General features: G+C 67.8%; 20 protein-coding genes, 2 tRNA genes, 2 pseudogenes and 2 riboswitches. Of the genes and pseudogenes, 12 read left to right on the top strand and 12 right to left on the bottom strand.

Translation table 11 applies throughout. The features are described from left to right. Positions 1 to 6: 6 nt before the first annotated feature. Positions 7 to 393 (top strand): avidin/streptavidin family protein, encoded by a 387-nt coding sequence (locus VMT40_RS13855; RefSeq protein ID WP_326358381.1) that lies wholly within the window; start codon positions 7 to 9, stop codon positions 391 to 393. 88 nt (positions 394 to 481) lie between these two features. Next, the gene (locus VMT40_RS13850) at positions 482 to 1,351 is read left to right on the top strand and encodes an SGNH/GDSL hydrolase family protein (RefSeq protein ID WP_326358380.1); all 870 of its coding nucleotides are present in this window, start codon (positions 482 to 484) and stop codon (positions 1,349 to 1,351) included. A gap of 170 nt (positions 1,352 to 1,521) precedes the next feature. Here the strand turns inward: VMT40_RS13850 and VMT40_RS13845 are convergent, their stop codons facing one another. Next, complete coding sequence (locus VMT40_RS13845) at positions 1,522 to 2,433, bottom strand: LysR family transcriptional regulator (RefSeq protein WP_326358379.1); 912 nt, start codon at positions 2,431 to 2,433, stop codon at positions 1,522 to 1,524. 87 nt (positions 2,434 to 2,520) lie between these two features. Between VMT40_RS13845 and VMT40_RS13840 the strand changes: the two genes are divergently transcribed. Further along, the gene (locus VMT40_RS13840) at positions 2,521 to 2,871 is read left to right on the top strand and encodes a DoxX family protein (RefSeq protein ID WP_326358378.1); all 351 of its coding nucleotides are present in this window, start codon (positions 2,521 to 2,523) and stop codon (positions 2,869 to 2,871) included. 137 nt (positions 2,872 to 3,008) lie between these two features. Here VMT40_RS13840 and VMT40_RS13835 read toward each other — a convergent pair whose 3' ends face one another. Beyond that, a complete protein-coding gene (locus VMT40_RS13835) occupies positions 3,009 to 3,719 on the bottom strand; it encodes a hypothetical protein (RefSeq protein WP_326358377.1) in 711 nt (236 codons plus the stop codon). Positions 3,720 to 4,159: 440 nt separating this feature from the next. Between VMT40_RS13835 and VMT40_RS13830 the strand changes: the two genes are divergently transcribed. Together VMT40_RS13830 and VMT40_RS13825 are read left to right on the top strand one after the other, a co-directional pair. After that, positions 4,160 to 4,936, top strand: a complete 777-nt coding sequence (locus VMT40_RS13830) for a hypothetical protein (RefSeq protein ID WP_326358376.1) — start codon at positions 4,160 to 4,162, stop codon at positions 4,934 to 4,936. A 202-nt stretch (positions 4,937 to 5,138) separates the two neighbouring features. Beyond that, the gene (locus VMT40_RS13825; protein ID WP_326358375.1) at positions 5,139 to 8,966 is read left to right on the top strand and encodes a WD40 repeat domain-containing protein; all 3,828 of its coding nucleotides are present in this window, start codon (positions 5,139 to 5,141) and stop codon (positions 8,964 to 8,966) included. Positions 8,967 to 8,999: 33 nt separating this feature from the next. On the opposite strand, the gene VMT40_RS13820 is transcribed toward VMT40_RS13825, so the two are convergent. The 5 genes and pseudogenes from VMT40_RS13820 to VMT40_RS39365 all read right to left on the bottom strand — a co-directional run. Next, positions 9,000 to 9,926: a phosphatase domain-containing putative toxin gene (locus VMT40_RS13820; protein WP_326358374.1), complete on the bottom strand. Its 927-nt coding sequence runs from the start codon at positions 9,924 to 9,926 to the stop codon at positions 9,000 to 9,002. Positions 9,927 to 9,954: 28 nt separating this feature from the next. After that, positions 9,955 to 11,886 carry a S53 family peptidase gene (locus VMT40_RS13815; RefSeq protein ID WP_326358373.1) on the bottom strand — a complete coding sequence of 644 codons (1,932 nt, stop codon included), beginning with the start codon at positions 11,884 to 11,886 and terminating at the stop codon, positions 9,955 to 9,957. A 64-nt stretch (positions 11,887 to 11,950) separates the two neighbouring features. Further along, a complete protein-coding gene (locus VMT40_RS13810) occupies positions 11,951 to 12,949 on the bottom strand; it encodes a poly(ethylene terephthalate) hydrolase family protein (RefSeq protein ID WP_326358372.1) in 999 nt (332 codons plus the stop codon). An 82-nt stretch (positions 12,950 to 13,031) separates the two neighbouring features. Then, positions 13,032 to 13,253: a hypothetical protein gene (locus VMT40_RS13805; RefSeq protein WP_326358371.1), complete on the bottom strand. Its 222-nt coding sequence runs from the start codon at positions 13,251 to 13,253 to the stop codon at positions 13,032 to 13,034. Positions 13,254 to 13,330: 77 nt separating this feature from the next. Beyond that, a pseudogene (locus VMT40_RS39365) lies at positions 13,331 to 13,738 on the bottom strand (HipA domain-containing protein); the annotation flags it as partial. Positions 13,739 to 13,941: 203 nt separating this feature from the next. Here VMT40_RS39365 and VMT40_RS13800 point away from each other — a divergent pair. Beyond that, a pseudogene (locus tag VMT40_RS13800) lies at positions 13,942 to 14,112 on the top strand (Chromate resistance protein ChrB); the annotation flags it as partial. Continuing rightward, complete coding sequence (locus tag VMT40_RS13795; RefSeq protein ID WP_326358370.1) at positions 14,109 to 15,308, top strand: MFS transporter; 1,200 nt, start codon at positions 14,109 to 14,111, stop codon at positions 15,306 to 15,308. The pseudogene VMT40_RS13800 and the gene VMT40_RS13795, both read left to right, overlap by 4 nt. A 74-nt stretch (positions 15,309 to 15,382) precedes the next feature. Here VMT40_RS13795 and VMT40_RS13790 read toward each other — a convergent pair. Then, positions 15,383 to 15,458 (bottom strand) — tRNA-Lys (locus VMT40_RS13790). A 273-nt stretch (positions 15,459 to 15,731) separates the two neighbouring features. On the opposite strand from VMT40_RS13790, the gene VMT40_RS13785 reads away from it, so the two are divergent. After that, positions 15,732 to 15,932 (top strand): hypothetical protein, encoded by a 201-nt coding sequence (locus VMT40_RS13785; protein WP_326358369.1) that lies wholly within the window; start codon positions 15,732 to 15,734, stop codon positions 15,930 to 15,932. On the opposite strand, the gene VMT40_RS13780 is transcribed toward VMT40_RS13785, so the two are convergent. Continuing rightward, positions 15,929 to 16,513, bottom strand: coding sequence for a sigma factor-like helix-turn-helix DNA-binding protein (locus VMT40_RS13780; RefSeq protein ID WP_326358368.1), 585 nt, complete (start codon positions 16,511 to 16,513; stop codon positions 15,929 to 15,931). The two genes, VMT40_RS13785 and VMT40_RS13780, sit on opposite strands and share 4 nt — an antisense overlap. A gap of 41 nt (positions 16,514 to 16,554) precedes the next feature. Next, positions 16,555 to 16,648, bottom strand: a riboswitch (glycine riboswitch). Continuing rightward, positions 16,649 to 16,736: riboswitch (glycine riboswitch) on the bottom strand. Positions 16,737 to 16,833: 97 nt separating this feature from the next. Then, the gene (locus tag VMT40_RS13775) at positions 16,834 to 17,541 is read right to left on the bottom strand and encodes a hypothetical protein (RefSeq protein WP_326358367.1); all 708 of its coding nucleotides are present in this window, start codon (positions 17,539 to 17,541) and stop codon (positions 16,834 to 16,836) included. Between the two features lie 123 nt (positions 17,542 to 17,664). Here VMT40_RS13775 and VMT40_RS13770 point away from each other — a divergent pair, with 123 nt between their 5' ends. Together VMT40_RS13770 and VMT40_RS13765 are read left to right on the top strand one after the other, a co-directional pair. Continuing rightward, complete coding sequence (locus VMT40_RS13770) at positions 17,665 to 18,312, top strand: cyclase family protein (protein ID WP_326358366.1); 648 nt, start codon at positions 17,665 to 17,667, stop codon at positions 18,310 to 18,312. Between the two features lie 137 nt (positions 18,313 to 18,449). Next, on the top strand, positions 18,450 to 18,845 hold the full coding sequence (locus VMT40_RS13765; RefSeq protein WP_326358365.1) for a hypothetical protein: 396 nt from the start codon (positions 18,450 to 18,452) through the stop codon (positions 18,843 to 18,845). 26 nt (positions 18,846 to 18,871) lie between these two features. Here the strand turns inward: VMT40_RS13765 and VMT40_RS13760 are convergent, their stop codons facing one another. Continuing rightward, positions 18,872 to 20,077: a L,D-transpeptidase gene (locus VMT40_RS13760; protein ID WP_326358364.1), complete on the bottom strand. Its 1,206-nt coding sequence runs from the start codon at positions 20,075 to 20,077 to the stop codon at positions 18,872 to 18,874. Between the two features lie 211 nt (positions 20,078 to 20,288). Here VMT40_RS13760 and VMT40_RS13755 point away from each other — a divergent pair. Continuing rightward, positions 20,289 to 20,364 (top strand) — tRNA-Lys (locus tag VMT40_RS13755). On the opposite strand, the gene VMT40_RS13750 is transcribed toward VMT40_RS13755, so the two are convergent. Then, positions 20,327 to 20,983, bottom strand: a complete 657-nt coding sequence (locus tag VMT40_RS13750; protein WP_326358615.1) for a GGDEF domain-containing protein — start codon at positions 20,981 to 20,983, stop codon at positions 20,327 to 20,329. The genes VMT40_RS13755 and VMT40_RS13750 overlap by 38 nt on opposite strands. A 138-nt stretch (positions 20,984 to 21,121) precedes the next feature. Here VMT40_RS13750 and VMT40_RS13745 point away from each other — a divergent pair, with 138 nt between their 5' ends. Then, complete coding sequence (locus VMT40_RS13745) at positions 21,122 to 21,469, top strand: hypothetical protein (RefSeq protein WP_326358363.1); 348 nt, start codon at positions 21,122 to 21,124, stop codon at positions 21,467 to 21,469. The last annotated feature ends 157 nt before the right edge of the window (positions 21,470 to 21,626 follow it).

The following is a 21,626-nucleotide window of genomic DNA, read 5'->3' as shown; positions in this document are numbered from 1 at the left end:
GGAGGCATGGACACCGCATCATCGATCGACTGGAAGGGCTTGTGGCGGAACGAGTACGGTTCCCGCCTCACCATTACCGACGACACCGGCGGCAAGCTGGCCGGTACCTTCGAAACCGCATTGGGCGACAGCGCTTTCGCGGGCAACGAGGTGCCGATCATCGGCCTGCACACCGGCCCGTGCGCGCAATTCTCGTTCGTCGCACCCGGATCCATTCCCAGCATCTGCTCGTTCACCGGTCTGCTGCGCGACGGCGATCTGCACGCGGCCTGGCATGTCGTCTCGGACCGGGCGATCAAGCCGCCGCGGCCGGGCGCACCGCCGGAGCTGATCGAGCTGCCGTGGGCGCACGCGGTGCTGGCCAATAGCGACACGTTCACTCGCGTGCGGTAACGATTTGATCATTCGACCTACTGGTCGGGAGGTCATCTCGTACCGTCGGTGGCTATTCGTCAGAGCCCCACCGCGAGGAACCCCTATCGTGAAACTGAAGCACTGCCTGTCCACTATTGCGATCGTGGCCGCCGGATCACTGGTCGGCCTCGCTCCCGCCCACGCCGACGGCCCGAAGTACGTGGCCATGGGCGATTCGTACGCGGCGGGCGTCAAGATCTCGAACATTGTCGACCAGGCCTGCTCCCGCTCCGATCGCAACTACGCCCACTTGTTCGCGGCCGCACGCGGGTACACCCTCACCGACGTCACCTGCGGCGGCGCGACCACCGATTCGGTGACCAGCACCCAGCTCTCCGCGGTCACCTCCGACACCGCCCTGGTCACTTTGGGCGTGGGCGGCAATGACATCGGCTTCACCGACATCGTCACGGACTGCGTGAAGGCGGGAACGCTCGGCACCGGCTCGGGGACCGGCAGCGCGGTACTCCAGAACCTCGGGACGGGAATTGCCAGCGGCAGTGCGGAACTGCTGCTGGGCTGCAAGAACAAATACGACGCCTCGATGCCGACCCGGCTCTCGCAGACCACGGCCAAGCTCGCGAAACTGATCTCCGACATCAAGACTCGCGCCCCGCAGGCCCGCGTCGTCCTGGTCGGCTACCCGCACATCCTGCCCGACAACGCGGCCCTGTGCGCGGGCCGTCAGCCGCTGCTGCCCGGCGACGTGGACTGGGCGCGCGACACCGTCATCGGCGGCCTGAACGCCATGCTGCGCACCCAGCCCGGCACCGAGTACTTCAGCACCTACGAGATCTACAACGGCCACGACGTCTGCGAGGCCATCCCGGACCGCTGGGTCAACGGCACCTCGGTCGACAATGGCGAAGGCGCGCAATTCCATCCGAACCAGTACGGCCACGCCGCCACCGCACAAAAGATGATCGCCACCCTCTGACGGCACATCCGGCCGGACGTTCTGCCGAGCTCGATCGCGCGATCGCGCCCTCGGCATTCCGGCATGCTCCGGGCCGGGATCCATACGATGCGGCAGCACAACCGGTTTCGGTGGATTCCGGCCAAAGCATGTCGGAATGGCAGGGTGGAGAAGACATTTCGCCCGGTGGATCAGGAATCCGGCCGGGCGCTCTCGCGGTGGGCGAGGCAGCTGCGGACGAAATCCTGGATGACCGGGTCGGTGTCCTGGGCGGGGCGCCAGGCGACGCCGACTCGGGTGGGGGTGACGCCGGTGACCGGGCGGTGGACGATGCCGGGGCGGGCGAAGTAGCGTGCCGCGGATTCGGGTGCGAGGGCGATGCCGTAGCCGTTGGCGATGGCGACCAGCCAGTCGTCGGGCCGGTCGGTGACCGCGCCGATGCGGATCGGGTGCCCCTCGCGTTCGTCGGCCGCGAGCCAATAGTCCCGCCACGCACCGGTTTCCGGCGGTGCGGCGATGAACGGCTCGTCCCAGAGCTCACGGAATTCGATCACCTCGCGGGCTGCCAAGGGATGGGCGGCGGGGAGTACGACGCAGCGCGGCTCGGTCAACAGCCACTCCACCCGCAACTCGCGCTGACCCTGGAACGGCAATCGCAGCAACGCCACATCGACATCGCCCTCGACCAGCCCGGCCGTCTGATTCGACCAGGTCGGGGCCTGCCGCATCTCCACCCGCCATTCGGGCCTGCGCCGCCCGAACTCGGCGATGATCAACTGCGTGGCCTCGTTCGCCGCGCTGGCCACGAACCCGACCCGCAGCACCCGCGCCGCCCGGCTGGCCACGCTCTTGGTTTCGGTCAGCGCCTCGTCCCAGCTGCCCAGCACCGCGGGCACCCGCTCGGCGAGAGCCCGCCCCGGTTCGGTCAGAGCCATACCGGCTCTTGACCGCGTGAACAAGGCCACGCCCAGCAGACTCTCCAGCTGCTTGATCTGCTTGGTCAGCGCGGGCTGTGAGACGAACAGCCGCTCGGCGGCGCGACTGAGATTCCCCTCCTCCGCCACCGCGGCGAAATAGCGCAGCAACCGGGTGTCCACATCCATGCCATCAGGTTATAGACGCAGGTATTGGACGCGCGAACCTCGTTGCACCAGGCTCGAATTCGTCCCCGATTCCGTCTGGAGAAGGCAATGTTCATCGCCTACCTGGTCATTACCGCGATCACCATCGTCATCAATGGCGGCATGGCCGTCGCCGACCTGGCCCGTGCGGAATTCGTCCGCGCCAACTCGGCCGCGGTGCGATTCCCCGAATCCCTCATCCCCACGGCCGGTGTCCTCAAGGCCGCGGGCGCGATCGGCCTGCTCCTGGGCCTCTTCGGGTTCCGCATCATCGGCATTGCCGCCGCCATCGGCCTGCTGGTCTACTTCGTCCTCGCCCTGGCCGTTCACGTGCGCGAGCGCGTGTTCGGCAATATCGCCTTCCCGGGTGCCTACTTCGCCTTCGCCGCCGCGTCCCTGGCCATGGCTCTCGCCCAGTAACCGCAGGTCGAAAATGCTTGGCGACGGCCGGGCCGGAGCTGTTAGTGTCATCGCCGCGACGCGGGGAAGCTCCTGGATCTATAGCTGGGGGCCGAGTTGAGTTCCCCGGCGTCGTCCAAACTCCCAGCGGTGCGCGGCTATTTGTAGCCCGCCTGCACCACCGTGCCAGCTTGATCATGGCTCGTCGACAAGTCGCCGGGGCAGGGCATGGTTTTGGGGGTGATCGCGCCCATTTCTCCGGTGAGTTTGCCCTCGTTGGCGGAGGGGTTTCCGAATGTCACGCGGTAGAAGGGGTAGTACTGCGCATCGCAGGTGCTCTTGTCCCGATAGGCCGCGTTGTTCATGAGGTAGTTCTCCACCCAGCTCAATTCGGAGGGAGCCAGGGTGCCCGCGTCCGCACCGACCGTCCATTCGCCAATGGTCTCGGTATGGCCGCTTTTGGTATCGGTGACCGTACCGGTCACCGATCCGCCGCTTTCGACGACCCGGAGTTGGAAGTCCACGCCGAGCTCACCAGGAATGATGGTTTTGCATGAGACGCCCTTGCCGCCGTCCGCGCCGCTGTGGCAATTCGGGTTACTCGGCGTCGAATCCGCGCGAAAGCTACTGAATATCGCACGGAACCGGCGGGATCCATCGCTGGCGTTGTCGGTCGGTTGCAACCCGATATAGCCGATGCCGTTTCCGCCCGTGAAGGCGAACTGATTGGCGAAGTAATAGTGATCGACGGTGGGCGCCTCTTCCACGGTGATATGAAATGTCAACTCGTTGATCGCGTCCGAGTGATTGTCGATCCGCCACGTCGTCGAGATCGGTGATGCCGACGCGTTGGGCAAGGCCAGCGCCATCAGCGCGAGGGTACAGACGGTCGTGGCGGCGAGGGCGAGAGAACGCGGAACCATACGAACCACACTCCTTACCTTCTGCGAACAACGAGTTGTCGAGCCAGGTCAGTGCAGTACGAGCCGGGTTCACGGTATCGCCCGCAGGCGACCAGCAATTCTCGGGCATCGACAAGTCAACCGAACCGCAGGGATTTCGCGTCTAATCCGCGGGTTGGCCGGGGTGGTTGGGAAATCCGCTGCGGAATCGAGGGGCGTCGGCTCGAAGTGATCGGGGCCACTCGCTGGCACTTCGGTCGGCCGCTGCGGAATTCTCGGCGGCGGCTTGCGAGCTGCGGCGAGGCCCGAGTTCGGCCGAAGTGGCGTTGATCGTCCCGATTGCCGATCCGCACCCTGATGTGCGCCGGATCGGCAAGCCCGAAATGGGCCGAGGGAAGGAAGAACCCATGAGCATCACCAAGTTGAAGCTGGCCACTCTCGTCATGTTCGCCGCGGCCATCCCGGTGGCGGTCGGTGCCGCCACCGCCCCGGCGGCGAGTGCCGCACCGATTGCGGCCCTGGTGCAACCGGCCGCCGCGGCCGTCCCGGATCCGACCCAGGATCTGCGGAACGACGCCAAGACCAAGCCGCCGACCATGTCGAACGCCGCCAATGCCGGTGCGGCCCGCGGCGCCGCTGTCGGCGGCACCGTCGGCGCGGTGGTGGGCGGCGCGGCGGGCACGCTGCCCGGTGCCATTGTCGGCAGCGGTGCGGTCGGCCTGGTGGGTATGGCCGCCGGTGGCCTGGCCGGAGCCGCGATCGGCGCGGGCGTCGGCTGTCTGGTTGGTCTGCCCTTCTTCCTGGTGGGCTGCCCGGTCGGCGTGGTCATCGGTGCCACGCTCGGATTCCCGGTGGGTCTGGCCATCGGCGGCACCACGGGCGCGGTGCTCGGTGCGGCGACCGGTGCGGCCGCGAGTGCTCCCGTGGCCTTCCCGCTCGGTGCGCTCGTCGGTGCCGCGGTGGGAGCCGGGGTGGGCGCGCTCGCCGGTTCGGCGCTGGGCGCCGCCGACTTCTTCGGCAACGAGGAGATGACCCCGAAGGATGACGCCGTACCGGCGTCCGCCCCGGTGAACCAGGTCGCGGCCCCGATGTCGGCCGATCCGATCGCGGCCGGTGTCCAGCAGATCACCGAGGCGGGCAACCAGCTCGCCGCCGCCTTCGGCATCGAACTGCCCGCGCTCTGACGCCACCGGGAGGCGGGTTCGGTCCGCCCGGGCCGAACCCGCCCTTCGCTGTCCGCCGCAGGGCGATCCGATCGTTGTCTGAAAATTAGCTGGAGGTGCGGTCGTGGCTGCTAGCGTCGGTGGCGAACCAGAATTGCCCCTACTGTTCGACACTGAGCCGCCGTTCGACACTGAGTCGCCGGACTTCGGAGGAGCCCCCGGGTTGGGAGCAGTTGGTGCGCGCAAGCGCTTCGCCGATCGCCTCGGCGCGCTGTTCGACGCCGCGGGCGCGCCGACCATCAAATCGATTGTGCGGCGGGCGAATGCGCGCGGCGTCCCGGGCAGCACGCCGGTCACGGTCCAACGCGTGAGCGACTGGCGTCGAGGCAACCGGGTGCCCGCCACCTGGGAGTCGGTCCTGCCGGTGGTGGCCGTGCTCATCGGCGACGCCAAGGCGCGGGAGCTGCCCGAGGACTTCGACGGCGGGCTGCTGGAACTCCAGCGCTGGCGGGTCGCCTGGCAGCAGGCCAGGAATGATCAGGGCGATCTGGCCCTGCGCGTGCGCGAGCCCGGCCATCCGCCCTATCGCGGCCTGTCGCCGTACCGTGCCGCCGACGCGGATCTGTTCTTCGGCCGGGAGAGCGTCCGCGAGGCCGTGCTCGACGCGATCGCGGCCCTCGAGGAGGACGACTACGCACCCCGGCTGGTGCTGCTGGTCGGCGTCTCCGGTGCGGGCAAGTCGTCCCTGCTGGCGGCGGGCCTGCAGGCGCGGCCGGAAGGCCATGCGCCCGTGCTGTTCACGCCCGGCCCGCACCCGGCCGCCGCCCTGCGCGCGGCGCTGTCGGGGCTGTCCGGGGCGTCGGCGGACGCTGAGGTGCTGCTGCTCATCGACCAGGCCGAGGAGCTGTTCACCCTGTGCGGCAACGACTTCGAGCGCCGGGAGTTCGTCGACGAGCTGATGCGACTGACCGACGCCTCGGCCACCCGCCGGGTCACCGCCGTCATGGCGCTGCGCTCCGACTTCTTCAACGACATCATCCAGTTCCCGGCCCTGGCGCAGGCGATGCACGAGAGCTCGGTGATCGTCGGCGCGATGAGCGAGGCGGAACTGCGCGAAGCCATCACCGGACCCGCGGTGGCCTGCGGCCTCAAGGTCGAGCCCGCGCTCGTGGACGTCATCCTGAGCGATCTCGACGCCGCCACCTCCGAGGACGGCAAAGCCGCACTGCTGCCGCTGCTTTCGCACGTGCTCGAGGCGACGTGGGCCGGTCGCGGCGGCCGTACCCTCACCCTGGACGCCTATCGCGCGGCGGGCGGCATGGCGGGCTCGGTCGCGCGGGCCGCCGAACGGATGTGGTCCGAACTCGCCCCGGAGGAACAGCGCACCGCCCGGTCGGTGCTGCTGGCCCTGACCATTATCGGCCCGCGGTCGGTCTCGCGGAATCGACTGTCGCGCAAGGTGCTCGTGACCGAATCCGAGGATCCCGCCGCGACCGAGGCGGTGATCGGCAGGCTGGTCGATGCCCGGCTGGCGATCGTGCACGACGACGAGATCGAACTGCTGCACGACGCGGTGCCCAGGGTCTGGCCGCGCATGGCCGAATGGGTCGCGGAGGAAAAGGAATTCGCGCCCGCCCGCCATCGGATCGAGGAGGACGCCCGCGTCTGGTACGCGCAGGGACGGCCGGATGCGCAGCTGTACGGGTCCAAGCGGCTGGAGCAGGCGCACCTGGCGCTCGAGGGCGGCGGCACGGTCAATCGGGTCGCGCAGGACTTCATCGCCCGCTCGCGCCGACGGCGGCACGAGACCGTCCGGCGGCGCAGGATGGTGCGTGCCGGGGCGGTGCTGCTGGTGGTCGGCGCGCTGGTCGCCGCGGTGCTCGCGGGCGCGCAGCGCCGCGCCCTGGTCCGGGAGCAGAGCGATGCCCGGATCGCCGCGCTGGTGGCCGAATCACGGCGCGCGGTGGACTTCGATCCGGCGGAGTCGACGCGAATGGCCTTGGCGGCCTACCGGCTTCGGCCCGACGATGCCGAGGCCCGGGCGCGACTGCTGGCCACGCAGTCCACCTCGATCATCAATGCCTCGTCCGAGCGTCATGCCGGACGGGTGAACGCGATCGCCTACCAGCCCGGTGCCCGGCTGATCGCCAGCGCGGGTGACGATACCCGGATTCGCCTGTGGGCCACCGACGGTGGCCGTCGGCCCATCGCGCAGGGAATCGAGCTGCCGGGGCATTCCCGGGCGGCGGCCGCGGTGGCCTTCGCCCCGGCCGGTGGTGTGCTGGCCAGCGGCGGATATGACGGCACCATGCGGTTGTGGGACGTTCGAGATCCGAAAAAGGCACGGGCACTGGGTGTTTTGGATCTCGGATCGCCCGTGCTGGCACTGGTGTTCACTGCGGACGGCCGGTCGGTGGTGGCCTCGGACGAGAAGGGCGGGCTGTCCTTTGTCGATGTCACCGATCCATCGGTACCGAGGCTGCGCAAAACCATTGCCGCACATGATGGTTCGATACTTGCGCTGGCGTTGAGCACGGACGGGAGGCTGCTCGTGAGCGGCGGCGACGACCGGACGATCCGGCTGTGGGAAATCACCGATCCCGCCGATCCGGTGCCGCTCGGCGCGCCTCTCGCCACCCCGAACAGCGGCGTGCGCGCGCTCGCCGTCGATCCGGACGGGTTGCTGGCCGCCGGGCTGGAGGACGGATCGGTGCGGCTGTGGTCGCTCGCCGACCGGAATGCGCCGCGCGAGTTCGGCATTCCGCAGACCCTGCACGACGGACCCGTGGACGCACTCGTGTTCGGCCCGGGCCAGTTGAGTTCGGGCGGCTCCGACGGGGCCGTCGTGCTGTGGCAGCTCACCCCGACCGGGTTCCAGCCCGTGGGTCACCCGGTTCGCGGCAATCGCGGTCCGATCTCGGCCCTGGGGCTGACCGCGGACAACAATCTGATCTCCGCCGGGGGCGACGGCCGGATTCGAGTGTGGTCGCTGCCGCCCGCCGATATTCCGGTCCTCACCGATTCGCCGTTCACCTCCTTCGATATGGACGCCACGGGCGCTCACCTGGTGACCGGCGGCGACGACGGACAGTTCCAGCTGTGGTCCGTCGACCACGAGGACCGGGTGTCGTTCGCCGGTGCCGCCCGCGCCGAGGTCGGTCGCTTCCACGGTGTGTGGGTGAGCCTGCGGCCGGACGGAAAGGCCGTCGTGGCCTCGGATTCCGGCGGCGGCGGGTTCCAGCTCTGGGATGTGGCCGATCCGGCCCGGCCCACCGCGCTGGGATCCGTGCAGCCCCTGCGCACGCGATACTTCACCGATGCCGTGTTCGGCCCGGACGGCAGGTTCCTGGTCACCGGGGACGATGACACGTCGCTGCGCGTCTGGGATGTCAGCGATCCGGCGCGCCCGATTCCGCTCGGCACCGCGCAGGCGGACACCACGAGATCGTTTCGGTCCCTGGCGATTTCGCCGGACGGTCAACTGGCCGCGACGGGGTCGGGTGATGCGGTCATCTATCTGTGGGACATCGGCGATCGCCGCCATCCCGTCTTGCGCGCCCGCCTGACCGGCCATGAGGGCCCGGTCGCCACCCTCGTGTTCGCCAAGGACGGCCGTCACCTGTTCAGCGGCGGGGACGACGAGTCGATCCGATCCTGGGACATCAGCGATCCCGCCTCGCCCCGCGAGGCCGGAAGGACGCCCGCCCACACCGCTCCGGTCGCGGGGCTGTCGCTCGACAACACCGGAAAGCGCCTGGTGTCGTCGGGCACCGACCAAACCGTTCGCCTGTGGGATATCGCCGACCCGTCCGAGATCCGCCCGCTGGGAAGTTCGCTGTCCGCCGAGTTCGGCTGGCGCTGGTTCGTCGGCTTCGACCGCAAGCACGACAACCGCGTGTTCGGCATCGGCGATTCGGTCTCGGAACTGTGGCGGACCGATCCCGCCGAGGTGGCCGCGAATCTCTGTGCCCTAGGCGTCGGCGATATCGGCGACGACGGCGGCCAAAGCGAGCGCCTGGACGGAATCACCCTGTGCCCCGGTAACTCCTAGACTCGAACGCCACCTGGAGCTGTGGCGTGATCGCTATGACGGGTGGGCGGCCAGCCAGGTGGAGTAGGGGGTGTGGAAGTCGTCGGTGTTCTGGCGGGCGTATTCGTAGAAGGACGGGATGAAGGGTTGGGCCGCCTGGTCGGTGGCGAGATCGGCTCCGCCGATGAGGTGTTGGCGGGCGATGATGTCGTCCAGGCTCACCTGCTTCGCGTTCCGCATCATGTCGTACATCGCCATGAAGGTGGTTGTGCGGCCGTGGCCCTCGCGGCAGTGGAAGTGCAACCAGGCGTCGGCGGGCAGTGAGCGGGTGAAGGCGAGGAATTCGTCGACGGTCTGCGGGGATGGCATGTGGCCGTCGGGAACCGGCAGATATTCGTAGGTGAAGCCGAGCGGCGTGACGACCTGCTGCTCGGTGTCGACGGTCCGTGGGCCGGTCAGCGGGTTCATGGGCGGTGTCGCCGATTTGCCCGGGAGGATGCCGAAGGTGATGTCGCGGGCATCGGTCAGCTCCTTGACCCGTCGCGCTTGCAGATCGAGAACCTGCTGGGTGGTCATGCCCATATTCGCGTCGTCGCGCTCGCCGTACCAGCTCACCACCATGCCGTCGACGTAGAGGTGGGTCTCCTGGCGCAGGTCGATGTCGTAGCGGGTCCCCGGCGGCAGAGCATCGGCAATGGACTGCCAGCCGTCGCGCGACGGATCGGTGCTGCCCGACTCGCGCAGGGAATCGAATCCGACCAGGCTCGGCGGGGTCGCGGCCGTGGGCGCGAGCGGCGAGGCGGTGGTGCGGAAGTGCTCGGGCAGACCGGGCGTGTTCAGAAAGTCCACGATCAGTGTCGCGGGAGCGGGAGTCGTTGGGCCGGAAGCGGATTCGTGCTCGCTCCCGCAACCGCCGACACCGACCGCCGCGATGGCAGCGCACAGGCACGCCGTCAGCCGGTAGCCACCACGCACCATCATGGCCTCTCCTGTTCTCGGGTGAGCGGTGTCATTTGGTGAGTTCAGCGAACAACGTCTTGGTGGGTGATCCCAAACCGGTTGCCGTGCTGTACTTTTGGCCGGGTTTGACACCGGCCGCAGCGTATTGGCCCGAGAGCACCAGCACCGCCGGGCCCGCCGGGTCCAGCGTGGCGAACGCCGGAGGGTGATCGGTGCCGGGCATCGATTCCGAGATCCGGTGGTAGGCATCGCCGCCCGCCAATCGGTACAGCGCGGGGTTGGCGAACCCGAGCGGACGGCCCCGCTGTTGGAGGACATCGGCGATCATCCCCGCGAACAGGGGTGAGGCGAGACTGGTTCCGCCGACCGGGGCGATGCGATAGTTCCCGTCGACGGTGAGCCCCACCGGAATACCGGTGTGCTCGTCCGCGTCGGCGGCGACGTCGGGGTAGGTCCGCATCGGGGTGCCCGAACCCGTCCTCGACAGCGCGGAATCCACGACATCGCGCTGGTACCAGGGCTGCGGTGTGTTCGCGATGCCGCCGCCCCCGCCGCCGACGAATTGCCCCGGCGGCGATTCCCAGCCGGTCTTCTGGGGATCGAGCACCGTTTGCGTGTTCTCCCAACCGGTTTCGCCGCGGTAGCCGCCGTCGGCGGTCACCGCGAGCGTGGTGCCGCCGACCGCGGTCACCCAGGGATCGGCGTCGGGGAAATTGGCGTCGCCGTTGTTACTCCCGAAGTCACTGGAGGCCTTGAGAATGGTGATGCCCTCGATCGCGGCCTGCTGGAAGATGTTCTCGTACGCGGCGACCACCCCCGGTGACTGGAAGCTCTCCGGTCCGGAAGCGATGGAGCTGGTGATGATGTCGGCGAGCCCAAAGTCGACGACTGTCGTATATCCCGCCAGGGTCGAATCCTGTTGTGCCCCCGTGCTGTCACCTTGGACATAGAGGAGATTGGCCGCAGGGGCCATGAAGTGCACGGCCTCGATGTCCATCGCACCTTCGACGGATGGTTCGGCGGGTGCGTTCTCTGTAGCCATGATTCGCAACTGGTCCGGAGCGAGGGACGCCACGCCGGTCGAGGCGAAAACCCCGTCGACGTCCGACTCCAGCGACGGCCAGACTCCCGACCCGATAATGGCGACGGTCTGGCCCTGGCCGGTCAGCTCGGCGGGCACACCGTACGCGCCACGCAACTGCGCCGAGGAGTAACCGCACCCGTGAACCATTGGGGGCGAACCGTTTACGGGAGGAAGGTCATTCATTGTTCGCTCGCCGTAGTACCGCGAGCAGGGAGTCGGTGCGGCCGGTTTCTGTGCCGGGTTCGAATTGCGTTTCTGTGGCACCTTGATCTGAAGTTGCTCTTCGTGGGACGCGCCGGTGAGGTCGACCGATTGCACCGCGCCGGTCAGGGAGCTCGGAATGGTGAGCGGGCTCGAGGGTGCGGGCGCGGTGCCCGTGTAGGTCCGCGCCACCGCGGTGATCGGCGCCACCGTGTACTGATGCAGCGTCGTCCGGAATGCCCGATTCACCGTCTCGGCTGTTCCGGTGAAGTCGATGAGGTGGGAGTCGCTCGCGCCGACGGTCAGTCCCGCATTCCGCAGCCACGCCTCGATGTTCGCAGTCTGTTCGGGCGTCGGCCCGAATCGGGACCGGTAGTCCGGAGGGCTCAGATACTTGCCGTACGTGTCGGAGTCCGGTGTCGAGACCTCGCGCGCGTAGGCGGCCCGACCGGGTGCGTCCTTGCCCGCCAAGACAATTCGGCCGTGGATCGGCTCCGTGGGCGCGGTGGGGCCGCCGTCGGTGGCATGGCCGATCCAACTCGGCACGGGCACGGTGGACTCGGTCTTCCCGGCATCGGCCGCGCATCCGACGCAGGTCGCGGCGATCGCCAGGATCGCCGATCCCACCAGCCCGGATCGGCGGCCGCGCGGCCGCGGCGACGCGGCAGCCGGGCGCTGGTTGTGAAGGACCCACACGACCGGCGATGTTAGCTACAAAGTTGCCTGATTACGCGGATTGGACCGGGTGTCGGGGCTCGGGTCACCGAGTGATGTTGGATTGCTGCTCGGTCCAGTTCGGGTTCGGTGCGAACAGTTCACCGGTTCCCGAGACGAAGGCGTCGTGGGCGCGTCGATCACCGCGCAGGCGATCCATGAGCCAGGCGGTCGGGAATCCGAGGAACCCGTCGACGCCGTTGACGCAGGCGCTGGCCACGGAGTCGCAATCGGGCTGGCCCTGGATGTCGTTGTGGTTCGGGCCGATCAGGGTGGCGCGGGCCTTGTCGAGGGTGTCGGGAGTCGCGTCGTAGTAGGACCGCGCCGATTGCAGCCCCGCGATCTCTGCCGAAATCGGTTGTGTGGACGGCGAGATCGGGCTGTTGGAACCATTCACGTAGAAGATCGAACCGGAGGTCAGCTGGCGCGGGTCCGCGCACGAGAACGGTGCCTCGCCCTCGGTGGCAACCGGGATGGCCGGGCAGATCAACTGGGCGACCAGTTCGATGGTCACCGCCGTCTTGATCCGCCCACCCGACTGCGCCAAGGCATTGACCGCACCGATGGCACCCTGCGAATGCCCCATCGCGCCAATGGAATCGGTATCGAGCTTGCCGTGGAAAGGGCTGGCCGGATCATCGTTCTGGCCGATCAGGTAATCGACCGCGTCGAGCATCTCCCGCCCCGATCCGGTATTGCTGTTGTCGGGCGCGATCACCACGAAACCCCACGAGGCCAGATGCGACAGCAGATACGCGTATTGCCCGGGATGCGCCCACGTGCCGTCCCCCCACGTGATGATCGGATGCTTGAACCCACCCTTGCCGAGGTCGGCCGGATACCAAATGTCGAACGCATGCCCGGAACTGTCGCAGCATCCGAAACCTTGCTGCGACACCACAGCCCACGGACCCGGCTGAAAATACGCCGTCTCGACCGGCCCAACCGGCCGATTGTCCGGCGCCGCACCCGCCGTCGCCACCCCACCACCCACGACGAGTGCCATCGCCAACCCGGCCACAGCCCTCGCGCAACCTCTCCTCATGCGGCGAATGCTAACGACTGTACCGAGCGGTCGGTAAGGTAAGTTACCTTCTTGTTATATTTGAGGCCTGTCGATTCAGCGCTCAGTGGCCGAGTTCGGCACGTCGCCAACGGAGTTCGCGCTCCATTTTGCGCATCGGCGATCCTGAGAACGGCAGGGTGGCGTAATCGACCGCCGCGGCCGCTCGGAGTGCGACAGTGCGCGCCGAGACCGCGGCCCGCTCGGTGAGTCCGATTTCCGCTGCGAACGCGGCCCAGTCGCGGGAGCGCAACTTGCGAGTCCGGCCCGAGATCGGCAGCGCCATCGAATCGTCTCCGTAGACCAAGGTGCACGGTATGTCGAATATCGGTGCGATATCCCATTCCCACCGGGCCCCTCGACCACGCCGACGTTCTTCGCGTGTAGGTCACCGTTTCCGGTGAGCCAGGCAAAGAGAAACTGCAAGTAAAGGTTTCGACGGGCCACCGTCGGAGCCTCGGCTATCTGCGCCAGTGCGTTGACCACGGTGACGGCATCGGGCTGATACTTCGACGCAGGGGGTAGACCCAGCACCTGTGTCGCATCCTCGAACGCCAAACGTCGCCACGTCCGTCCCTCGTGCACGCGATCGAACCGCCGCACCAGCAGACCGGTCTCGCCAATGCGGTCGGTAACCAGATTCGCCTCGGCTACAGGGATTTTCATCAACCTCGCGGCTTTCAGGTGCGCCGCTTCGTTCTCCACCACGTGGGGGTACTCCGGTTGCGAGAGCTCGAGAATGAACCGGCCATACCGAGCCGAGAACGGCACACTGATCAGCAGAATATTGCCGATTTTGCGAAAATCTCTCACGCCTCAGCGTCGCAGGGGAAGAAACCGGCAGGATATTGCCGACGAAGGTGTTCCGGCGCTCAATGGCCGAGTTCGGCACGTCGCCAGCGCGGTTCGCGCTCCATTGTGCGCATGGGCGATCCTGAGACGGCAGGCTGGCGTAATCGACGCTCGAGGACGAGGAGCAACGCTTGGAACGGCTGCGGCGCTGGCACCGCGACATCAAGGCCCGTGACGTGTTCGGCGCCTCCGCCGCGGCTGAGACCGGGCAGCAACTCGAGCATTGCGCCGACCGCGTTCTGATCGGCAACTTGGGCGCTGAACCCGATGTCGCGCAGGAGGACTCACGATGACCAGCGGGGCGGGCGTCGGAACAGGGCTGGGGCGTCGACCGTTGTTTCCGCTGTATGCGGCCGGGTTCGTGACCGCGTTCGGTGCGCACAGCATTGCGGCCAGTCTCGCGGGATTCACCGGGCAGGAGCATGCGAGTCTGCTCACCCTGGGCTTGCTGCTGGCCGTGTACGACGGCGCGGAGGTGCTGCTCAAACCCGTGTTCGGGACGCTGTCCGACCGCATTGGCGCCCGGCCGGTGCTGCTCGGCGGATTGGCGGCGTTCACGCTCGCGTCCGCGTTGTTCGTACTCGTCGACAACCCCGGACTGCTCGGGATCGCGCGCTTCGGTCAGGGCGCTGCCGCTGCCGCGTTCTCCCCGGCCGCCGCGGCGATGGTCGCGCGGCTCACCCCTGCCACCGGACACGGGCGCGCGTTCGGTAGCTACGGCGCGTGGAAAGGCTTGGGCTACACCCTCGGTCCGCTGCTGGGCGGTGTCCTCGTCGCCATCGGCGGCTACCCGGTGTTGTTCACCGCCCTCGCGGTGCTCGCCGCGGGCGTCGCGGTGTGGGCGGCGATCGTGGTGCCCACGGTCGAGGTGTTGCCGAAAACCCGTCAGACAGTGGTGGATCTGGCGCGCCGTCTCACCAGCGCGGCGTTCCTGCGCCCGACCGCGGCCCTGGCCGGGGCGACGGCCGCCCTCGCGGTCGGGGTCGGATTCCTTCCCGCGCTCGGGTCCCGTCACGGGCTGGGACCCCTGGCCACCGGCGCGATCGTGTCGCTGCTCGCCGCCACCGCCGCACTGGTGCAGCCGCGCGCCGGACGCGCCCGCGACGCCGGTCGACTGCGTGATCACTCCGGTATGGGTGCCGGGCTCCTGCTCACCGCGCTCGGGATCGCCGTCGCGACGATCCTGCCCGGGATCGCGGGCCTAGTGTGCGCGGCCGTGATTATCGGTGCCGGTACCGGACTGATCACGCCCCTGGGATTCGCGCACTTGGCAGCCACCAGCCCACCCGACCGCCTCGGCCAGACCATGGGCGCCGCCGAACTCGGCCGCGAACTCGGCGACGCGGGCGGCCCACTCCTCGTCGGCATCACCGCCACCGCCGCAACCCTCGACACCGGATTGCTCACCCTAGCCGCACTTCTCACGGCTCTCGCGCTGACAACCACTCTCACCCAACGACGAACGACCACCCCCACCGTCGGCACCTAGCCGTTACGAGGGTTGGAGTAGGCCCAGGGCATAGAGGTTGGAGCCGATGATCTGGTGTGCGCGGCTGAGGATTGTGGTGCGCCATCAGGGACTCGAACCCCGAACCCGCTGATTAAGAGTCAGCTGCTCTGCCAATTGAGCTAATGGCGCGTGGCACCTCGTGGGTGCGGAGAAGAAGATAGCAGGGGTGGGGGTGGGAAACCGAATCGGTGGACTCACCAGGTGTGCCAGGGGTGCGGACCGTGCGTGCCGAAGTCGGGAGCGGTGGGGGCGGGGGGTTCGTGGGTGTAGCAGAATGGTTGCCGCCGGTGCGGATTCGTTGCCGGACTGTTCTGTTCGACGCAGCGCACCGCACGCGCACCACGATGCGCCACGGTGTCGCGGGTGGGTCTGCTGCGACCAATCCATGCGGAAGGTTGATACGTGCGCAAGCACCTGATCACGGTGGCGACCATTGCACTCCTGGCGGGAACGGTTGCCGCCTGCGGCGATCATCGCAGTGCCCCTTTGACTCCGCCCGCGCCGACGTCGTCGGTGCCGTTCCTCGGCGGCGGTCAGATCCCCGAAACGATCGACGTACCGACCACGACCCCCGCCACCACCTCCACGACCAAATCCCGCTAGCGGCCACCGAATTCGCCGACGGGCTGGCGCTTCAGCAGGGCCAGGGCGCGGGCGGTGTGCCGGTGGACGCGCAGGACCGGGATGCCCAGGGCCACAGCGGTTTCGGTGGGGGACAGGCCGACCGCCACGCGCAGGGTGAGAAGGTCGCGCTGACCGTCGGACAGCTGGGCGAAGAGGGAGGGGCGGGAGTGCTCGTAGCGGCACAGGCGGACCGCACGGCGGATCGTGGTGTGCGCGAATTCGAGGAAGTCTCGGCGCGCGGTGCGGGCGGTGGGCCAGCCGGTGATGATCGCGGTCGTCACCTGGTCGGCCAGGCGGTCGGAGACGACGTTCGCGCCCAACTCCGCGCGGCAGCACGCGGTGGCGAAATAATGCGTGTAGGTGAGCAATTCGGCGAGCGCGACGCGGCGACCCGAGGCCGCGGCGGCCAGGGTGGCGGAACTGGGAACCGCTGCCCGCGACGGCGTCGCAGCGGTCATCGATGTCACGGCGGTCGTGGGCGTCGCCGCGCGGGCGACGGGCTGGGTCGCGTGGACGGCGGGTGAGGCCACGCGGGGCAGGGAGGCGGTATCGACGGTCATGGGAGGTCCTCGAGTCAGCCGGGCATCCGCCCGGTTATCGGATCTCCCCCTCTGTCATGGGACCTGAGAGCTTCGCCGCATGCGCGACTTGCACCGTAGGTGAGGCGCTCCATACGCCTGACTTTCCAGAGTGGCCTGGTCGAAACGGTATCTGTGCCTGAGAGATTCCGGGGAGGTTGCTCCTTCGGCACCCCGGATCCGGGGTTTCTCCCGCCACGACTCATAGCGGCCGGGTATTCGATTGTTCGAGCCAGCCTAGCCGATGCACGGGGTCGCCCACACCGGCTGGCAACCCCATGGCATCCGAATTGTGGCCGATCTCACCGGGGATCGCTGAGCAGCCACTGCTCGCGCGGGGTGCGGCGGCGCTCGCGGCGACTGCCGACGCGCGCCCGCGCGGCATACGCGAGCGTGCTCTCCTCCGCGGTCAGCTGATGCCAGCCGCTGCCGCCGCTGATGTCGAACGCGCCGATATAGCCGCCGGGCAACAACTGGAACGGCTCGGTGATGTGCTTGCCGTAATCGAACTGGGTGCTCCCGGGCTTGCGGAAGTTCTCGAACCAGGCCGGAAACACGAAGTCCGACACCAGCACACCGTCGATCTGATAGCCGTACTGATCGGCCTCGCACGCGTCGGCGACCTCGTAGGCGTAGAGGCGTCCGGTGGTCCCCGTGGTGAACACGTAGGCGGCCAGGTTGATGTCGGGATCGCCGAGCATCTCGAGCAGTTCGTGGCTCGCGGTCACCGTCCACTGCAGTCCGGCATTGGTGTCGCTGCGCGCGAACACCTTGCCCAGCGGCAGACCCTCGTTGGTGAGGTCGTGGTAGCCGAGCGCCCCGGCCTGATCCGAATCGTCGGCGATCACCACCCACCACGCGCCCGGCTCCGGCTGCTGACCGCTGCCCACGAAGCTCAGCTCGGCGTCACTTCCCCAGACCGGCGCCCAATCCCGGTGCACCTGCGTCTGCAGCGCCGGGACGACGGCGGAAACCTGGGCGTCGGTCAGTACGGTACTGCGGTTCAACACGGCAATATGTATGGCAGACATGGCGATTCTCTCGTCGTTGTGGCTGAAGCGTGGTAAGCGCGGCGTCATTCGATCTTGCTGGCCGTCATCATCTCGCGAAAACCCTAGGGAGGCAGGCCAAAAGTGCGCATTATCGATCTTTCGGTCCCGATTCGGTCCGGTATGCCGGTGTATCCCGGCGATCCGGAGGTCACCATCCGGCCCGCGTTGACCGTAGCCGCCGACGGGGTCAATGTGCTGCATCTGGACCTGGGCTCGCAGACCGGCACGCATGTGGACGCGCCGAGCCATATCGACGACTCGTTGCCCACCCTGGACGAATTGCCGCTGGAACGATTCACCGGCCCCGGTGTCGTGATCGATGCCCGCGGGGTCGGTGCCGGTGGCGCGATCGGGCGGGAATTGTTCGAGGGTCGCGTCGCCCCGGGGCAGATCGTGCTGATCGCGACCGGTTGGTCCGAGCATTGGGGCACACACGCCTACCTGAACCATCCGCATCTGACGGTCGAGGCGGCCGAGTACCTCGTCGCCACCGGGGTGCGCACCCTCGGCATCGACGCGCTGTCGGTCGATCCGACTCCCGCCGAGGAGATTCCGGTGCACCGGATCCTGTGCGGCGCGCACGCCGTCATCGCCGAGAACCTGACCGGACTGGCCCAGCTGCTCACCCCCGAAAACGCTGGTCAGCCCATGGAAGTATCGCTGTTCCCGCTGAGTCTGCCCGGCGCTGACGGGGCTCCGGTGCGCGCCGTCGCCCGCCTCGGGGCATGACGGTGACCCCGGGAAACCGTGACAGAAACACCAGTGTGTCGCATTTTGCGGCGCGGCTCACTCGATCTTCGTAGACTGCTCTGGATTACCGGGGGCGTCGGGGCCCCCGACCCACGCCCGATCCGAAGGAATCCGCAGTGAACCGTTGTGCCGTAACCACTTTGCTAGCCGTTGCGGCTATCCTCCCCGTCGCGCCCATCGCCTCGGCGGAGATCGTCCTCACCGACGCCTCCTCGACAACGGCCACCGCGCCCGGCGCCACCGCGACCACGCCGGGCACCGCGGCCCCCAGCCCCGGCACCGGCGTCCCCGGTGAGAAGGACGACCCGAACAACCCCATCGAGTCCGATGTCGAACTCGGATCCTCGGCCTTCAAGCTCGGTGGCGCGCTCGGCTCGGCGACCACGGGCTCCTCGGGTCAGAAGGGCCTGTGCACGGTCCTCGGCACCGCCTCCTCGCTCGGCGGCCTCGCGGCCCTGGGCTGCGGCAACCTCAATGGCGGCGGCGGCATCGGCCCCGGCACCATCAAGTAGTCATTCAGCCGCGGTCGGCGCGGCGTTCAGCCGCGGTCGGCGTTACCCGCCTTCCACTGCTCCCACGGAATGTTCCAGTCGCCCAGCCCGTCCACGCCCGACAGCGTCCCGCCGACCGTGTTCTTCACAATGGTGATGTCACCGCGCTTGACGTTGTCGTAGACCCACTTCGCGTCGGACGGGCTCAGATTGAGGCAGCCGTGGCTGGTGTTGACCGAGCCCTGCGCGCCCACCGACCACGGGGCCGAGTGGAAGAAGATGCCGGAGTAGGAGATTCGCGTCGCCCAGTCGATCGGCGTCTTGTAGCCGTTGGGCGAGTTCACCGGGACGCCGTAGGTGGAGGAGTCCATGATGATGCGGTCGAACTTGTCGCCGACGATGTAGACGCCATTGTCGGTCGGGGTGGAGTCCTTGCCCATCGAGGTCGGCATGGTCTTGATGACCTGGCCGTTGCGCTCGACGGTCACGATCTTGGTGTTGTCGTCGGCGGTGAAGATGGTGGCGTCGCCGACGGTGAAGCTGGAGTGGATGTCGCTGTCGCCGACCAGGCCATTGCCCAGGTCGTGTCCATAGGCGTTGACCGCGATGTCGACCTTGGTGCCCGGGGCCCAGAAGTTCTGCGGCCGCCAGCGCACCTCACGGTTGTTGACCCAGTAGAACGCGCCCTCGACCGCCGGGGTGGTGGTGATCTTGATCGCGTCCTGGGCGGCCTTGCGGTCCGGAATGTTCTCGTCGAACTGCACGGCCACCGGCTGCCCGATGCCGACCACCTCGTTCTCGGCCGGAAGCAGGTACGGGTGGGTGCGGTTGTTCGGGGAGATCGTGGTGAAACTCATAGTCGTGGTGGCCGCCCCGCCCAGGCCGATGGCATCCACGCTCAGCTTGTAGGTGCGCCCGAATCCCAACTGCTCGGCCAGCTTCCACGAGCGGCCGTCCTGCGCCAGCTCACCCGGCACCGCCTTGCCGTCCGGGCTGGTGAGCACCACATTGGTGAGCGTGCCGTCCTCGACCTTCAGCGTCAGCTCCCCGGGCGACACGCCCTTGTCGCCGTCCTTGATCGGGGCGATCAGCTTCGGCTTCATCAGCTCGCCGATCGGGTTGGAATCGATTGCCACCGTGGCGGATTGGTGCTTCCCGGACGAACAGCCGACCAGCGCCAAGGTCAGTACGGACAGCACCGCCCCGACTCCCAGCAGCTTCCCGGTACGTCGTCGACCCTTCGCATCAGTCATCGCAACCCCACTCCCACGTCTCGGCGCACCCGGTCCCACAGCGCTCGCTCCAAACATCCGTGATCACCCCCTGCGCGTTAACAACTCTCGACATGCTCGCAAACGCGCAGCTCAGGGGGGCGATTTCACTTTCGGAGCCGAAGCCTGTTAATGTTCTTTCCGCACCGCAGAGCGGCCGGAGCGAAAGCCAAGGCCCCCGGCGGAGTAATCCGCGCCATTAGCTCAATTGGCAGAGCAGCTGACTCTTAATCAGCGGGTTCGGGGTTCGAGTCCCTGATGGCGCACCACAAGAAGCTCCCGACCGGATATTTCGGTCGGGGGCTTCTTGCGTTCCAGGGGTTCCACCCCGTCGCCGTCGGTGATGACAAAGGTATTGCCGCCCAGATGTTTTGCGCGATACATGGCGGAGTCGGCCCGGTGCAGCAGGCGGCGGAGGCTGGACTCGGTCCATTCCGCGTCCGGTTGCGAGGCATCGATGAGGGCGACGCCGACACTGGCCGTGATGGTGACCGGCAGGCCCGGTGTGGTCTCGACGGCGGCCCGCAGTCCCTCCGCCACGGCCGCGGGGTTCTCGCGCAGATAGCCGACGACGACGAATTCCTCACCGCCGGTCCGGGCGACCAGGGCGTCCGATTCGACGGTGTCGCGCAGACGCTGCGCGGCGAGCACCAGCACCTCGTCGCCGAACGGGTGCCCGAAGGTGTCGTTGATGGTCTTGAACCGGTCCAGATCCACCGAGGCGACATAGAGGGACCGGCGGTCGCAGCGGCCGACGCGGGCGGCCAGATAGGAGTCGAGGCCGCGGCGATTGAGCAGCTTGGTGAGCGGATCCGACAGGGCGTCCACCCGCACGATCCAATGGCACAGCTGCACGAACGGCAGGATGACGCCGACCACGACCACCATCACCAGAATGATGTCGAGGCCCAGGGCCAGATCCTGGAAGCGGCCCCCGGTGTGTGATTCGCCGCGCCCGGTGGCCGGAAGGTAGCCCAAAGCGATCAACGTGGCCAACATCACGGCCACCAGCATCGACCACCCGACATGCAGGGCCAGAATGCGCGGACCGTGGAACACGGTCACGTATCCACCCATCGCCATCAGCAGCACGATGCCCAGGACCGCGATGACCCGGTCGCGCGCCAGCAGATCGTTGGCGGCGGTATCGAGGTCGAAAAGCGCTATCCAGACCAAGGATTCGGCTTCGCGCGGCCACGGCAGCAGCCACCAGCGCAGCGTCCACAGCCCGGCGACCGTGGCCTCCAGCGCCCCCTGCCAACCCAGGGGCCCCGACACATCGCCCTGCGCGAGGGCGGCCAGCACCGCGATCAGGAGCATGACGATCCCACCCGCGCCCAGCATGATCTTGAACCCACGCAGCGCCGAGTGTGATTGGAGGGTGTCGACCAGCCATCGATAATCGACCCGGTCTCGCCACCAGGTTCGATACAGCGATCGAGCGTCGGTCATGGAACCGCCTCGCAGCGTCAGGAGATCCAGTGTTCGGCTGAATTATCGAGACTCTTTGCGCAGGTTATGGCGATTTCGC

The sequence above is a fragment of the Nocardia sp. CDC160 genome, from assembly GCF_035818795.1.
GTDB lineage: Bacteria > Actinomycetota > Actinomycetes > Mycobacteriales > Mycobacteriaceae > Nocardia.
The sequence above is the reverse complement of the archived record's forward strand: the minus strand, read 5'-3'. Positions and strand labels throughout refer to the sequence as shown.

Bases quoted from the DNA above. Each gene is read 5' to 3' on its own strand.
- VMT40_RS13845 (WP_326358379.1), bottom strand. From the start codon at position 2,433: ATGGATGTGGACACCCGGTTGCTGCGCTATTTCGCCGCGGTGGCGGAG.
- VMT40_RS13750 (WP_326358615.1), bottom strand. From the start codon at position 20,983: ATGGTGGTCGTGGTCGGCGTCATCCTGCCGTTCGTGCAGCTGTGCCAT.
- VMT40_RS13820 (WP_326358374.1), bottom strand. From the start codon at position 9,926: ATGATGGTGCGTGGTGGCTACCGGCTGACGGCGTGCCTGTGCGCTGCC.
- VMT40_RS13795 (WP_326358370.1), top strand. From the start codon at position 14,109: ATGACCAGCGGGGCGGGCGTCGGAACAGGGCTGGGGCGTCGACCGTTG.
- VMT40_RS13830 (WP_326358376.1), top strand. From the start codon at position 4,160: ATGAGCATCACCAAGTTGAAGCTGGCCACTCTCGTCATGTTCGCCGCG.
- VMT40_RS13810 (WP_326358372.1), bottom strand. From the start codon at position 12,949: ATGAGGAGAGGTTGCGCGAGGGCTGTGGCCGGGTTGGCGATGGCACTC.
- VMT40_RS13835 (WP_326358377.1), bottom strand. From the start codon at position 3,719: ATGGCGCTGGCCTTGCCCAACGCGTCGGCATCACCGATCTCGACGACG.
- VMT40_RS13855 (WP_326358381.1), top strand. From the start codon at position 7: ATGGACACCGCATCATCGATCGACTGGAAGGGCTTGTGGCGGAACGAG.
- VMT40_RS13760 (WP_326358364.1), bottom strand. From the start codon at position 20,077: ATGACTGATGCGAAGGGTCGACGACGTACCGGGAAGCTGCTGGGAGTC.
- VMT40_RS13805 (WP_326358371.1), bottom strand. From the start codon at position 13,253: ATGGCGCTGCCGATCTCGGGCCGGACTCGCAAGTTGCGCTCCCGCGAC.
- VMT40_RS13780 (WP_326358368.1), bottom strand. From the start codon at position 16,513: ATGACCGTCGATACCGCCTCCCTGCCCCGCGTGGCCTCACCCGCCGTC.
- VMT40_RS13745 (WP_326358363.1), top strand. From the start codon at position 21,122: ATGCAGGGCCAGAATGCGCGGACCGTGGAACACGGTCACGTATCCACC.
- VMT40_RS13840 (WP_326358378.1), top strand. From the start codon at position 2,521: ATGTTCATCGCCTACCTGGTCATTACCGCGATCACCATCGTCATCAAT.